The following is a 14,056-nucleotide window of genomic DNA, read 5'->3' on the forward strand; positions in this document are numbered from 1 at the left end:
GTGGCACGGCTGGGGCTGATCATCAATCCGGTCGCCGGGCTGGGCGGTGCCATGGCGCGCAAGGGCAGCGACGAGGCCGATATCGGCGCGCGGGCCGCGGCCGAAGGGCGTGTCTCGCAGGCGCCGATGCGGGCTGCCCGGGCGTTGTCCGCCTTCCGCGAGAGTTGCGACGCCGAGGTGCTGGCCGGGCCGGTCCTGCCCGATACGGGCACGGTGACACCTGTCGGACCCGACGTGCTGCAGGGCACGGCCGAGGATACCAAGGCCTGCGTGCGCGCCATGGCGGGGCAGGTGGATCTGATCCTCTTTGCCGGCGGCGACGGCACGGCGCGCGACATCTGCGCGGCCAATGACACGGGCATCCCGATCCTGGGCATCCCCTCGGGCGTGAAGATGCATTCCGGCGTCTTTGCGCGCAGCCCCGAACGGGCCGGCCGCATGACGGCGGCTTTCCTGTCGGACACGCGGCAGCGGACCGAGATGGTCGAGATCCTCGATCTCGACGAGGCGGCGCGGCGGGCCGGGCGGCTGTCGGCGCGGCTCTATACCGTGGCGCGCACGCCTCTGGACCTCGCTGGCGCGCGGCAGAACCCCAAGGCGGGCAACACCGACCCGGTGGGCGAGATGGACGCCGCGCTGGCCGCCTATGTGGCAGGGATGCGCGAGGACACGCTTTACGTGCTGGGGCCCGGCGCCACGATGAAGGCGCTGAAGGACCGGCTGGGCGGCGGCTCGCTTCTGGGGGTGGACGTGGCCGAGGGCGGGCTGGTGACCGGCACCGACCTGGACGAGCGCGCGCTGATGGCGCGGGTCGCCGGGCGGCGGGTGCGCATCGTGCTGACGGTCGTGGGCGGGCAGGGCTTCGTGCTGGGCCGCGGCAATCAGCAGATCTCGCCCGCGGTGCTGCGCGCCGCCGGCATGCCGCCGATCGACGTGATCTGCGGGGCGGAGAAACTGGCGGGGCTCAACCCGCAGGAACTGACCATCGACACGGGCGATGTCGCGCTGGACGGCACGCTTGCGGGGTACTGGCCGGTGATCACCGGTCCGGGCCGCAGGCAGGTGATGCGCGTGGTCGCGTAACAACAACAGGAGAGGTACATGAAAGCGCATCCATGGATGGCGAATTCCGGCGGGTCGGCCAAGGAGGAGATGCTGGCCGCGCTGGGGGTGAACTCGGTCGAGGCGCTGTTCGCGCAGATCCCCGAGGATCACCTGATGGAACGCCCGCTGGAGCTGCCGCCGCAGCTGGCCTCGGAAGTGGCGCTGTCGCGGCATCTCGACGACATGCTGGGCAAGAACACGGTCTTCCCGACCGGGGCCTGTTTCCGCGGGGCAGGGGCCTGGCCGCATTACGTGCCGGCGATCTGCGACGAGGTGGTCGGCCGCTACGAGTGGCAGACCTCGGTCTTCGGCTCGCCCGCCTCGGACCATGGTCGCAACCAGGCCTGGTTCGAGTTCACCAGCCAGATCGGTGCGCTGGTCGAGATGGATTTCGTGGGCCTGCCGGTCTACTCGTGGGGCTGTGCCATCGGGCATGCGGTGCGCATGGCCTCGCGCATGACGGGGCGGCGCAAGGTCATCATCCCCGAGATTATGGACCCCGAGCGCCGCATGGTGCTGGAGACCTATTGCGAACCCGTCGAGATGGCCCGCCATATCGAGATCGTGCCGGTCAAGGTGGGCGCCGATGGCGCGATGGATCGCGACGACCTGCGCGCCAAGGTAGATGGCGCCGCGGCGCTGTATTTCGAGACACCGGGCTACCTGGGCGTGATCGACCCCGATCCGGGCGCGCTCTGTGCCATCGCGCGCGAGGCGGGCGCCGAGGCGATCGTGGGGGTCGACCCGCTGTCGCTGGGCCTGTTGGAGGCGCCGGGTGCCTATGGCGCGACACTGGCCGTGGGCCCGACCCAGCCCTTGGGCGTGCACATGTATGCCGGCGGCGGCGTGGGCGGCTTCATCGCCAGCCCCGATGACGAGCGCTATGCGCGGGAATACAACACGCTGAACGTCTCGATCTCGGAAACCCGGGTGAAGGGCGAGCACGGCTTCGGCCTCGCGCTGTTCCACCAGTCCTCCTACGGGATGCGCGACGAGGGCAAGGACTGGACCGGCAACTCGGTCTACCTGTGGGCGCTGGCCAATGCCGCCTACATGTCGGCGATGGGCCCCGAGGGCTTTGCCGAGATCGGCCGGCTGATCATGGCGCGGTCGCGCGCCGCGGCGCAGGCGCTGGACGGGCTGGAGGGCGTGTCGGTCGACCTGTCGCGCCCGGTCTTCAAGGAGTTCGTCGCGACCTTCAACAGGCCGGTGGCGCAGGTCAATGCAAGTCTGCGCGCGGCCGGCCTGCTGGGCGGCAAGGACCTGACCGGAGAGCCGGGGATCGAGGGCCACGCGGCGCTGTTCTGCGTGACCGAAGCGCATACCGAGGACGATATCGACCGGCTGGTCGCAGCAGTGAAGGAGGCCGTGGCATGACCGCCCCCATCAAGGATTACCTGAAACGCTCCAACGGCTACCGGGCCGCGAAATGGTCCGAGCCGGTGGTGATGGAGATGACCGGCAGCGGCCGTCGCGGCGTGGTCTTCGAGGACGCGCCGGCGCCGGATCTGCCGGGCAAGGCGGCGCGCAAGACCGCGCCCGCGCTGCCCGAGATCACCGAGCATGACGCGCTGCGCCACTACCTGCATCTCAGCCAGATGACGCTGGGCATGATGGGAATCTCGCTCTTCGGCACCTGCACGATGAAATACAACCCGCGGATCGGCGAGCGCGCCAGCCTCGACCATCTCAAGGGGCTGCATCCGCTGCAGGAGGCCGAGACGCTGCAGGGCGTGCTGGAGATGTACGACAAATTCAGCGATTTCCTCTGCGAAGTCAGCGGCATGGACCAGTTCGTCTTCCAGGCGGGCGGGGGCGCGGATGCGGCCTATACCCATGCCTGCGTGACGCGCGCCTATCATGCCAGCCGGGGCGAGCTGCAGCAGCGCGACCAGATCATCACCACGATCCAGACGCACCCCTGTTCGCCCGCCACCGCCAACACGGCCGGGTTCGAGGTGATCACGCTGAGCCTCGAGGAGAACGGCTATCCCTCGCTGGAACAGCTGAAATCCGTGGTCGGCCCGCGCACCGCGGCGCTGATGGTGAACAATCCCGACGACATGGGAATCTACAATCCCGACATCAAGGAATGGGTGCGGATCGTGCACGAGGCCGGTGGCCTGTGTTTCTACGACCATGCCAATTTCAACGGGGTGATGACGCGGCTGCGCGCGCGCGAGCTGGGCTTCGACGCCTGCATGTACATGCTGCACAAGACCTTCGGCGCGCCCAAGGGTGGCGGCGGCCCGGCGGTCGGCGCCTATGGCTGCGCCGAGCACCTGGTGCCCTTCCTGCCCGGCCCGGTCGTGGTCAAGCAGGGGGACGGCTATGCGCTGGACACCGACCGGCCCCAGAGCATCGGGCGCGTGCGCGAATTCATGGGCAACGCGCCGCAGGTGCTCAAGGCCTATGCCTGGGCGCGGGCCATGGGGGCCGAGGGGCTGCGCGAGGCGGCCGACATCTCGGTGCTGGCCAACAATTACATGGACAAGCGCCTGGGCGAGGTGAAGGGCGTCAGCCGCTCCAACCCCGGGATCGACGTGCCGCGCATGGAGATGACGCGCCATTCGGTCGAGCAGGTGGCGCAGGACACAGGCTGTTCGATCTTCGACATCTCGATGCGGATGACCGATTTCGGGATCGACGCGCTGTGGCTGAGCCACGAGCCCTTCCTGGTGGCCGAGCCCTTCACGCCGGAGGCGGGCGAGCTTTGGTCGAAGGAGGATATCGACTACTGGATCGACGTGCTGGAACACGTGATCGGCGAGGCCTATTCCGATCCCGAGATCGTCAAGACCGCGCCGCACAACGCGCCGATCCACCAGCTGACCAGCGCGCTCGACGAACCCGGCGTCTGGGCCACCACCTGGCGCGCCTACGCGCGCAAGCACCTGAAGTCGATGGCGGCGGAGTGAGTTGCGGGCGGGCAGGGGGCTACCCCTCTGCCCGCCGCTCAGCGCGTGCAGACGCTCTTGCAAACTCGCTTGGTGCGGCATACCTTGGTCCAAGGCTTGGACCAACCCGGGCCCTCGGATCGGACGTCGTGCCATGCAGATGAACATTGCCGAAGCCAAGGCGAAATTGTCGGAGCTGATCGCCGCCGCCGAGCGTGGCGAAGAGGTAGTGATCGCGCGCGGCGGCAAGCCGATCGTGCGGCTGGTCTCGGCGCAGCCGCAGCCGGCCTTCCGCATCGGTATCGCCGACGGCGCAGTGACGGACCTTCCCGATTTCCTCGAACCGATGCCGGATGACGAGAGCGCCTTGTGGAGCTGAGCACTGTCCTGCTCGACACCCACACCTGGGTCTGGAGCCTGTTCAAACCGTCGGAGCTGTCGCGCCCCGCGCGTGACGTGATCGAGAGTGCCCGTACGGTCTATGTACCCCCCTGCAGCTTTCACGAGATCACCGCCAAGCACCGATCCGGCAAGTGGCCCGAAGTAGGAGGGATCGTCGACCGGCTGCCGCAGCTTCTGCGGGCGCAAGGCGGGCTTGTCGCGCCCTACACGGCCGAGATGGCCATGTTGTCGGGCGGCATGGACTGGGCGCACAAGGACCCGTTCGACCGGATGATCGCGGCCACGGCGATCGAGATCGCCTGTCCCGTGATTTCGAAGGACGCGGCCTTCGACGGGCTGACCGGGTTTCCGGGATGGGTGGGGCGCATCTGGAGCGAAATGCTGGAGACAGGCGCGCCCTGACGACGCGCCTGTCCGGTCAGATGAAGGCCTCGAGCCGGGTGTTGACCACGATCTCGGGCAGGCTGGCCTGGTTGGGCAGGGACAGCACCAGCGAGACGATCTCGGCCACGTCCTCGGGGCGCAGGCGCTTGTCCTTGGGCGTGACGCCGGGGATGTCGGCGATCATCTCGGTGTCGATGGCGCCGGGGCAGATCGCGGTGCCGCGCAGCCCCTCGTCCCAGCCCTGGAAGCGGACGGCCTGCGTCATGGACAGCAGCGCGCCCTTGGTCATCACGTAGCCCAGCGAGGCGCTGGGATCGCGGTAGCGCTTGGCATCCGTCGAGGCGATCGACACCACGCGGCCGCGCCCCGAGGCCTTGAGATGGGGCAGGGCGGCGCGGATCAGGCGGAAGGGCGCCTTGACGTTGACACGCCAGAGATCGTCGAGATCCTCGTCGGTGCCGCGGGTGAAATCCACCATCTTGAGGATCCCGGCATTGTTCACCAGCGCATCGGGCGCGCCCATCTGCGCCACGGTCGCGTCGACCCAGGCCTGCGCGGTCTCGGGCGCGTCGGCATCGAACCGATACGCCTGAAGCTGATCGGGATCGGCATCGGGAAAGGCCTCGGCCAGCGCCTCGGGCCGGCGCAGTCCGACCGAGACGCGGTGCCCGTCGGCAAGGCAGCGGGCGGTGAGCGCGGCGCCAAGGCCCCGCGCCCCGCCCGAGATCATCACGATCCGGTCCATCAGAACAGGCCCTGGTAGACGCCGCCATCGTTGATGATGTTCTGCCCCACGATGAAACCCGCCTGGTCCGAGCACAGGAAGGTGACCAGATCGCCGCATTCCCTTGGGTCGGCAAAGCGCCCGGCGGGCACGCTCTGGATGCGGTTCTCGACGATGGCCTCGTAGGTGGTGTTGCCGCGCCTTGCGTGGTTGTGCAGGTTGGTGTGCAGGGCGTCGGTGTCGAAGAAGCCCGGGCAGACCGTGTTGATCGTCACGTTGTCGCGCACGGTTTCCTTGACCAGCGAGGCGATGGCCCCCGACAGCGCCAGCCGCGCGGAATGGCTGTGCGCGAAATGCGGCTGCGGGAACTTGATGAAGCTGACCGAGATGTTGACGATGCGGCCGAACTTGCGTGCGCGCATCCCCGGCAGCACACCGGTGATCATTTCCAGCGACGAGAAGAAATGCGCGTTGAACCACTCGTCCCAGTCGGCGCGGGTCCAGTCCTCGTATTCGCCGGGGATCTGCCGGATGCCCGGGTTGGTGACGAGGATATCCGTCTCGCCGGCCTTGGACAGGATCTCTGCCCGGCCCTCGGCATCGGTGAAATCGGCGGCGACGGTGGTGACGTTCACGCCATGCGCGGCGCGGATCTCCTCGGCGGTGGCCTCCAGCGCATCGGCGCTGCGCGCGTTCATCACGAGATCCACGCCCTCGGCGGCCAGCGAGAAGGCGCAGGCGCGGCCCAGCCCCTTGCTGGCGGCAGAGACGATGGCGCGGCGGCCCTTGAGACCCAGTTCCATTGATGTTCCTTCCTGTGGTCGGTCTTTGCGTGGCGCCGCTCAGGCGCCGGTTTCGGCGTGGTGCTGCGCCACCGGGCGCGGCACGGGCTGGTTCAGCAGCCGGTCGAGCCCGCGCTGCAGGCCGGCCAGCGCCTCGCCCTGCAGCGGTTGCAGCGGCGGGCGGGGGGCGCCGCCCCCGGGGAAGCCCAGGTGGTCCATCGCCGCCTTGGTCGCGGGATAGAGCGTGCGGCCCCCGGTGATGAAGAGCTGGGTGAGCTCCTGCGCGCAGGACTGGATCGCCCAGGCCTCGTCCATGCGGCCCTGCTGCACCATGGGCCAGATGTCCAGCAGCGCGTCCCAGACATTGGGGAAGCAGTCCACCAGCCCGTCGCAGCCTGCCAGCATGGCCGGCATGCCGATGGTCGAGGAGGGGCCGCAGAACACGCGGATGCGGTCGCCCGCGCGGGTCAGCGTGCCGTGGAAGTTCAGCCAGTCGCCCGAGCTTTCCTTGATCGCCACCACATTGTCGAGATCGGCCAGCTCGTCCACGATGTCGGGCGTCAGCGCGTTCCCGGCATTGCCGGGGATGTTGTAGAGCATCACCGGCAGCGGCGCGGCCTCGCTGACGGCGGTGAAATGGGCGATGATCTCGGGGCGCGAGAGATGCGCGAAGAAGGGCGGCATGACCAGCGCGGCATCGGCGCCCGCCTGCGCGGCATCCTTCATCGCGGCGATCACGTCGCGCGGGGTGATGCCCGCGGCACCGACGATGGCAGTGCCGTCGGGGCCCACGGCCTTGCGGGCGGTGGCGTAGATCTCGGCGCGTTCCTCGGGGCGCAGGGCCCAGAACTCGCCCGTGCAGCCCGCGGCGACGACGCCGGTGGCGCCCTGCGCCATCAGCCGGCGGATATTCGCGGCCAGCGCGTCATGATCGACCGCGTTCTGCGCGGTGAAGGGCGTGGTGATCGCGGGCATGCAGCCGGACCATGTGATGGTGTTTCTGTCCACGGGTCTGTCCTCGTCAATTTACAGGGGCGCGAGCGCGTCATCGGCGCGCAGCGCGTCGCAGACGGCCCCGGCCGCCTTGCGCACCGTCGAGACCGCCAGGTCGATCTCTTCGGGGGTCACGGTGAAGGGCGGCGAGAAGCTGACCGCGTCGCCATTGGGCAGCGCCCGCACGATCACCCCATCCTCAAGCGCCGCGCGCACGATGCGCGGCCCCACCGTCTGCGCGGCGTCGAAACGCTGCCAGCCCTCGGCGGTGGGCCGCGCGAACTCGACCGCCGCCATCAGGCCCTTGCCGCGCGTCTCGGCCACGATGGGCAGGTCGTCGAAGGCCCGCGCCAGCGCGGTGTTCAGATAGGCGCCCATCTCGGCGGCGCGCGCGACGAGCCCCTCTTCCTCGACGATGTCGAGATTGGCCAGCGCGGCGGCGGCCATCACCGGGTGGGCGGTGTAGGTATAGCCGTGGCCAAACACGCCGTATTTCGCCGCACCCGCGCCCGAGATCACCTGCCAGACCTTGTCGCCCACCAGCACGCCCGACAGCGGCGCATAGCCCGATGTGATGCCCTTGGCGACCGAGATCAGGTCCGGTGTCATGCCGGTGGCCGGGGAGCCGAACCAGTGGCCCAGCCGGCCGAAGCCGCAGATCACCTCGTCGGCGATCAGCAGCACGTCGTAACGGTCGAGCACCTGCCGGATGGCCGGGAAATACCCCTCGGGCGGGACGATCACGCCGCCCGCGCCCATCACCGGCTCGGCGATGAAGGCGCCCACGGTCTCGGGGCCCTCGGCGAGGATCAGGTCCTCGAGCTCCTGCGCGAGCCGGGCCGAGAAGGCGGCGTCATCCTCGCCGGCATGGCGGGTCCAGATGTTGTGCGGCGCCGAGACGTGGCGGATCATCGGCAGCGGCAGGTCGAAGCCCGCATGCAGCCCCGGCAGCCCGGTCAGCCCGCCGGTCATCACCGAGACGCCGTGATAGCCGCGGTCGCGGGCGATGATCTTCTTCTTCTCGGGCTTGCCGCGCACGTTGTTGTAATACCAGACCAGCTTGGCCTGCGTGTCATTGGCATCCGAGCCCGAGGCGCCGAAGAACACCTTGGAAAAGCCGTCCGGCGCCTTGTCGATCACCCGCTGGGCGAGGATCGCGGCGGGTTCGGTGGCCATCGAGCTGAAGCCGTGGAAATAGCTCAGCTGCCGGGCCTGGTCGGCCAGCGCATCGGCGATGCGCTCGCGCCCGTAGCCCACGTTGACGCACCACAGCCCGGCCATGGCGTCGAGGTAGCGCCGACCGTCATCATCGGTGATCCAGCAGCCCTCGGCGCTGCGGGCCATCATCTGTGCGCCACCCTGCTCGTGGGTCTGTGCCATGCTGAAGGGGTGGAAGACATAGCGCCTGTCCAGATCGCGCGTGCCGCTCATGCCCGGCCTCCTTGTGTCGTGAAGTTCATGTGGACCGCATCGGAATCACCGAGGCGGGCGTGTCATCGAGATTGAGGCGGGCACCGTTCTCGGTCGCCTCGAAAAGGTGGATCGCCGCGGGATCGAGACGCAGCGCCACCGGCTGGCCCACGTCGAGCCGGCGCGCGGCCTCGACCCGGGCCGAGATGCGCCGCTTGTCGGGCAGCTCCAGCGTGACGATGGTCTCGTGCCCGGTATTCTCGGCCAGCCGCACGGTGGCGGGCAGCCCCTCGCCGCTGCCGATGCTGATCGCCTCGGGCCGCACGCCCAGCACGGCCGGCCCATCATGCAGATCGGCCGAATAGGCGGTGCGGTCGATCGGCACGCGGTGGCCGGCGATCACGAAATCGCCGCCCTCGACCGTTCCCTCGACCTGGTTCATGGGCGGCGTGCCGATGAAGCCCGCGACGAAGCGGTTGGCCGGGCGGTTGTAGATCGCGTCGGGCGTGTCGAACTGCTGGACATGGCCGCCATGCATCACAGCGATGCGGCTGGCCATGGTCATCGCCTCCAGCTGGTCATGGGTGACATAGACCATGGTCTTGCCCAGCCGGCGGTGCAGCTCGATCAGCTCGGCGCGCATGTAGCTGCGCAGCTTGGCGTCGAGATTGGACAGCGGCTCGTCCAGCAGGAAGACCTGCGGCTCGCGCACCAGCGCGCGCCCCAGCGCGACACGTTGCTGCTGGCCGCCCGACAGCTGCTTGGGCTTGCGGTCCAAGAGCGCGCCCAGCTGCAGCAGGTCGGCCGCCTTCTGCACGGCCTCGGCCCGTGCGGCGCCCTTGATGCCGCGTTTCTTCAGCGGGTAGCCGATATTCTCGCCCACGGTCATGTGGGGATAGAGCGCGTAGGACTGGAACACCATGGCGATGTCGCGCTTGCCGGGGGCGAGGTCGTTGACCACCCGGCCCCCGATGCTGATCTCGCCGCTGGTGGGAAAGTCCAGCCCCGCCAGCATGCGCAGCGTGGTGGACTTGCCGCAGCCCGAGGGGCCCAGCAGGGCGACGAACTCGCCGTCGCGGATGTCGAGGTCCAGCTTTTCGAGCGCGACGAAACTGCCGAAGCTCTTGTGGACGTCCTTGAAGATCACGTTGGCCAAGTCAGGCTCCTTTGGTCGTCAGCCCTTGACCCCGCCGGCGCCGAAGCCGCTGGTCAGGTAGCTTTGCAGGAAGGCGAACACCACGATGAGCGGCAGGCTCATCATCACCGAGGCCGCCATGAGCAGGGACCATTCGATGTTGAACGCCGAGATGAGCATGGACATCACGCCGGTGGTCAGCGGTGCGACCGCGTCGGAATTCACCAGCACCAGCGCGTAGAGATACTCGTTCCAGGACAGGATGAAGGTGAACAGCGCGGTCGAGATGATGCCCGGCAGAAGCTGCGGGAAGATCACGTCGCGAAAGGCGCCGATGCGGGTCGCACCATCGACCAGCGCGGCGTTCTCGAGGTCCTCTGGGATGCCCTCCATGAAGCTGCGCAGCAGCCATAGCGCGTAGGGCAGGGCAAAGGTCGTATGCGCGAGGATCAGGCTGAACAGCGTGTTGGACAGCCCCAGCGTGACCATCATCAGGTAGAGCGGGATGATCAGCACCACCGAGGGCAGCAGGTAGGTGAACAGCACCAGCAGGGCCAGCGTCTCGCGGCCGCGATAGGTGAAGCGCACAAGACTGTAGGCCCCCAGCGTCCCCAGCGCCACGACGAACAGCGTCGTCGTCGTGGCCAGCACCACCGAGTTGCGGAAGTAGCGCAGGAACGGGGTTTCCGACAGCAGCCGCCAGTAATGCTCGAAGGTGACGGATTCCGGGATCCAGGTCGGCGGGATGCGGAACAGCTCGGATTGCGGCTTCAGCGAGGTGACGATCATCCAGACCAGCGGGAAGGCGATCAGGAAGACCAGCGACCATGTGAAGACGTTCAGAAGGACGGGGCGCAGGAGTTTCATGCCTTCTCCTTCGTCTGGCGGATGTAGAGCACCATGAAGACCAGCATCACCAGCATCATGCCCACGGAATAGGCTGCGGCCTGGCCCATCTGGTTGAGGCCGAAGGCCTCTTGGTAGACCAGCAGCGACAGCGTCTGGGTCGAGGTCACCGGCCCGCCGCCGGTCAGCAGGTAGAGCAGGTCGAATTCCTTGAAGTCCCAGATGGCGCGCAGCAGGATGATGACCGTCAGGACCGAGCGCAGCTGCGGCAGGGTGATGTCCCAGAACCGCGCGATGGGGCCCGCGCCGTCGATCCGCGCCGCCTCGTAGAGGTTCTCGGGGATGGTCTGCAGGCGGGCCAGCACGGCGATGACGACGAAGGGGAAGTATTTCCACGCCCCCACGAGGATCACGCCGATCATCGCGTTGGGCATCGAGCCCAGCCAGTCCAGCGGCATGTCGATGATCCCCAGCTGCATCAGCCCGTGGTTGAGCGCGCCGTAGAGATCGTTGAACAGCCATTTCCAGACCAGCACTGCGACGACGGTGGACAGGAAATAGGGAAACAGGACAAGGCTGCGCGCGAGCGAGCGGAACCAGATGTTCTGGTGCAGCAGCAGCGCCAGCCCGACGCCCGCTACGATCTGCAGGGTCAGCGTGCCCACGGTCCAGATCAGCGTGACGCGCAGCGAATTCCAGAACGCCTTGCCGGTCAGCAGCTCGACATAGTTGTCGGCCCCGACAAAGCCGCCCTGCAGCGTGGGCGTGTAGATCGAGAAGACCGACAGGTAGATCGCCGCCAGCAGCGGGTAGACGATGACCAGCGTGAAGACGAGGATGGTCGGCGCGATGAGCAGCACGCCGAGACGGGCATAGGCCCGTTCCAGCGGCGAGGACACCGCGCTGCGGGGGGGATCGGTTGCGATGGCGGTCATGGAACGTCCTGGTCAGGAGGCGCCCGGCGGCAAGGAGGACAGCCGCCGGGCAGGGTCATCATGGCTGGATCGGGGAGATCAGCCGGCCATGATCTCTTCGATGCGCGTGGCGGTCTCGCCCAGCACGGCATCCACGTTCTCGTCGTTCAGCACGACGCGCTGCACCATCTCGGCGATGACGCCGGAATTGACCACTTCGCCGGCCTTGGTGTTGGGCTGGTGCTCGGTGCTTTCCCAGCCGAGGTTGAAGCCGTTGGCCGCGGCCGAGGACATCAGCTCGACCTCTTCGCTGTAGGTCTCGATGATCTCGTTGTCCTGGTAGGCGGGATCGTTCGAGATGGTCTTGAGCACCGGCAGCACGTGCCCAGGGGCGGCGTGCAGCTGCTGGATGTAGCCCTCGGGGTCATAGAGGAAGGCCGCGAACTGCTTGGTCGCCTCCATGTTGCCGGCCTGTTTCGGGATGAAGACCGAGGGGAAGTCGTTGAAGGTCCAGGGCGCGATATCGGCCGACTTGGTCGGGTAGAGATCGCAGGTCACGTGCTCGGCGATGCCGGGGTTCTGGTTGGCGACGTTGATCAGCACGCGGCCGGTATAGATGCCGGTGGCGCAGGCGCCCGAGACGAAGGCCGTCAGGCTGTCGCCCCAGCTGTAATTGGTGGCGCCCGGCGGGCAGTACTGGCGCATCGCCTTGTAGAATTCCAGCGCGTCGCGCGTCTCGGGGCTGTCGATGGCCACGTCGAGATCGGGGCTGAAAACCATGCCGCCGGCCTGGTGGATGACGCCGATGAAGATCAGCGTGGTCATGGAATTGCGGCCATAGGGCAGGGGCGCGCCGTAGATGCCGCCGCCCTGCATCGCCTCGCAGGCGGACAGAAGTTCGTCCCACGTACGCGGGTTCTTGTCGATGCCGGCCTTTTCCATCAGGTCGCGGCGCAGCCAGATCATGTTGGCGGCCGAGTTGCCGATCGAGGTGCCGGCATACTGGCCCTGATCGATCTCGTAGATGCGGTTGACGCCGTCATAGAATTTCTCTGGGCCGATCATCTCGATCACATCGTTGAACGGCTCCAGCAGCCCGTTGCGCCAGTAGTTGGACACCGCGAAGCTGGGCAGGTGCGTGACGATGTTCGGCACGTCGCCGCTGGCGAAAGCGGCCGCGAGTTGAGGGGCATAGCCTTCGTCCGATGTGCGCTCGAACACGACTTTGACGTTCTCGTGCAGGGCTTCGAAATTGGCGATCTGGGTGCGGTAGGCGGCCAGCTGCTCCGGCGAGGATTGCGGCGACCACCAGCGCAGGGTGATCTGCTCCTGGGCCTGGATGCGGCGCGGCATGAGGGCGGCGGCACCGGCCGCGGCCATTCCGGTCAGAACCGAGCGACGCGGCAGGCCCGCGTTCATTCCTTTATTGGTGGTCATGTGACACTCCCCTGTTGGCAATGTTCGCATATCGAACATATGTTCGTATTATTGGCGAGCCGAATCTCGAATCGCAAGTGTTTTTTGGGCGGGCCGGGGGAGATGCCGGGTTCCGCTGCCGCATTGGCGGTGATAGTTCGGATCGCGCACAAGGAATGGGATGTCAGATGGCGAAACCTGCAAAGACCACCCCTGTCCAGGCCACCAGCGACACGCGGCTGGGCACCGTGACCGCCGAAGCCGGCGACGAGCAGGACAAGCTGTCCAGCCGTGATTTCGTCAGCTCGCTGTCGCGGGGCCTCGAGATCCTGTCGAGCTTCAGCCGCACCTCGAAGAAGATGACCCTCTCCGAGGTCGCGGTCGAGACGGGGATGAGCCGCGCCACAGCGCGCCGCTTCCTGCTGACGCTGGTCAAGGAGGGCTATGTCGTCACCGACGGCAAGCTGTTCGACCTGACCCCCAAGGTGCTGGACCTTGGCTTTTCGGTGCTGTCCAAGATTGGCATCTGGGACCGCGCCCGCCCCTTCATGGAGCGGCTGTCGGAGCAGACCGGGGAAAGCTGCACGGCGGCGATCCTCGACGGGCTGGAAGTGGTCTACGTGGCCGGTGTGCAGGCGCACAACATCATCAGCGTGGGCATCACGGTGGGCAGCCGGCAATCGGCCTTCTACACCGCCAATGGCCGCGTGCTGCTGGCGCTGCAGCCGGAAGAGAACTGGGACGGGATCATCGCCAATGCCCGCCTGATGCCGCGCACCCAGCACAGCGTGACCAACAAGGCCGAGCTGCGCGGGATCCTCGAACAGGTGCGCGACCAGGGCTGGGCGCTGGTCGACCAGGAGCTGGAAGAGGGGCTGCTCTCCATCGCGATCCCGCTCAAGTTCCGCTCGGGCGTGCTGGCGGGCTCGATCAACATCGCCGTGCCCTCGATCCGGGCCACGCGCGAGACGATGATCGAGACCTACCTGCCCAAGCTGCGCGAGACCGCCGACGACATCCAGAAATCGCTGGCCCATTGAGGGCCGGGG

14 protein-coding genes are annotated in these 14,056 nt (G+C 67.6%); 6 read left to right on the forward strand and 8 right to left on the reverse strand.

What is annotated here, in order from left to right:
- The 5 genes from AVJ23_RS10500 (at window position 1) to AVJ23_RS10520 (ending at window position 4,805) form a co-directional block, all read left to right on the forward strand.
- Window positions 1–1,083 carry an ATP-NAD kinase family protein gene (locus AVJ23_RS10500; protein ID WP_058862143.1) on the forward strand — a complete coding sequence of 361 codons (1,083 nt, stop codon included), beginning with the start codon at window positions 1–3 and terminating at the stop codon, window positions 1,081–1,083.
- 18 nt (window positions 1,084–1,101) lie between these two features.
- Window positions 1,102–2,481 carry an aminomethyl-transferring glycine dehydrogenase subunit GcvPA gene (gcvPA, locus tag AVJ23_RS10505; protein ID WP_058862144.1) on the forward strand — a complete coding sequence of 460 codons (1,380 nt, stop codon included), beginning with the start codon at window positions 1,102–1,104 and terminating at the stop codon, window positions 2,479–2,481.
- Window positions 2,478–4,022 carry an aminomethyl-transferring glycine dehydrogenase subunit GcvPB gene (gene gcvPB, locus AVJ23_RS10510; RefSeq protein WP_058862145.1) on the forward strand — a complete coding sequence of 515 codons (1,545 nt, stop codon included), beginning with the start codon at window positions 2,478–2,480 and terminating at the stop codon, window positions 4,020–4,022. Before gcvPA ends, gcvPB begins: the two co-directional genes overlap by 4 nt.
- Window positions 4,023–4,155: 133 nt before the next feature.
- Window positions 4,156–4,380 (forward strand): type II toxin-antitoxin system Phd/YefM family antitoxin, encoded by a 225-nt coding sequence (locus tag AVJ23_RS10515; RefSeq protein WP_058862146.1) that lies wholly within the window; start codon window positions 4,156–4,158, stop codon window positions 4,378–4,380.
- Window positions 4,371–4,805 carry a type II toxin-antitoxin system VapC family toxin gene (locus AVJ23_RS10520; protein ID WP_058862147.1) on the forward strand — a complete coding sequence of 145 codons (435 nt, stop codon included), beginning with the start codon at window positions 4,371–4,373 and terminating at the stop codon, window positions 4,803–4,805. Before AVJ23_RS10515 ends, AVJ23_RS10520 begins: the two co-directional genes overlap by 10 nt.
- A gap of 16 nt (window positions 4,806–4,821) precedes the next feature.
- On the opposite strand, the gene AVJ23_RS10525 is transcribed toward AVJ23_RS10520, so the two are convergent.
- The 8 genes from AVJ23_RS10525 to AVJ23_RS10560 all read right to left on the reverse strand — a co-directional run bounded on the left by AVJ23_RS10525 (window position 4,822) and on the right by AVJ23_RS10560 (window position 13,028).
- Window positions 4,822–5,532, reverse strand: coding sequence for an SDR family oxidoreductase (locus tag AVJ23_RS10525; RefSeq protein ID WP_058862148.1), 711 nt, complete (start codon window positions 5,530–5,532; stop codon window positions 4,822–4,824).
- Complete coding sequence (locus tag AVJ23_RS10530) at window positions 5,532–6,314, reverse strand: SDR family oxidoreductase (RefSeq protein ID WP_058862149.1); 783 nt, start codon at window positions 6,312–6,314, stop codon at window positions 5,532–5,534. The genes AVJ23_RS10525 and AVJ23_RS10530 overlap by 1 nt, the downstream gene beginning before the upstream one ends.
- 39 nt (window positions 6,315–6,353) lie before the next feature.
- Window positions 6,354–7,301, reverse strand: a complete 948-nt coding sequence (locus AVJ23_RS10535) for a dihydrodipicolinate synthase family protein (protein WP_157772659.1) — start codon at window positions 7,299–7,301, stop codon at window positions 6,354–6,356.
- An 18-nt stretch (window positions 7,302–7,319) separates the two neighbouring features.
- The gene (locus tag AVJ23_RS10540; RefSeq protein WP_058862151.1) at window positions 7,320–8,717 is read right to left on the reverse strand and encodes an aminotransferase; all 1,398 of its coding nucleotides are present in this window, start codon (window positions 8,715–8,717) and stop codon (window positions 7,320–7,322) included.
- A 25-nt stretch (window positions 8,718–8,742) separates the two neighbouring features.
- A complete protein-coding gene (locus tag AVJ23_RS10545) occupies window positions 8,743–9,843 on the reverse strand; it encodes an ABC transporter ATP-binding protein (RefSeq protein ID WP_367576927.1) in 1,101 nt (366 codons plus the stop codon).
- Between the two features lie 27 nt (window positions 9,844–9,870).
- Window positions 9,871–10,698 carry a carbohydrate ABC transporter permease gene (locus AVJ23_RS10550; RefSeq protein ID WP_058862153.1) on the reverse strand — a complete coding sequence of 276 codons (828 nt, stop codon included), beginning with the start codon at window positions 10,696–10,698 and terminating at the stop codon, window positions 9,871–9,873.
- Window positions 10,695–11,612 carry a carbohydrate ABC transporter permease gene (locus tag AVJ23_RS10555; protein ID WP_058862154.1) on the reverse strand — a complete coding sequence of 306 codons (918 nt, stop codon included), beginning with the start codon at window positions 11,610–11,612 and terminating at the stop codon, window positions 10,695–10,697. Before AVJ23_RS10555 ends, AVJ23_RS10550 begins: the two co-directional genes overlap by 4 nt.
- A gap of 78 nt (window positions 11,613–11,690) precedes the next feature.
- Complete coding sequence (locus AVJ23_RS10560; RefSeq protein ID WP_157772660.1) at window positions 11,691–13,028, reverse strand: ABC transporter substrate-binding protein; 1,338 nt, start codon at window positions 13,026–13,028, stop codon at window positions 11,691–11,693.
- 167 nt (window positions 13,029–13,195) lie between these two features.
- Between AVJ23_RS10560 and AVJ23_RS10565 the strand changes: the two genes are divergently transcribed.
- Window positions 13,196–14,047, forward strand: coding sequence for an IclR family transcriptional regulator domain-containing protein (locus AVJ23_RS10565; RefSeq protein ID WP_058862156.1), 852 nt, complete (start codon window positions 13,196–13,198; stop codon window positions 14,045–14,047).
- The last annotated feature ends 9 nt before the right edge of the window (window positions 14,048–14,056 follow it).

The organism is Pseudoponticoccus marisrubri, assembly GCF_001482405.1.
GTDB classification, from domain to species: domain Bacteria; phylum Pseudomonadota; class Alphaproteobacteria; order Rhodobacterales; family Rhodobacteraceae; genus Pseudoponticoccus; species Pseudoponticoccus marisrubri.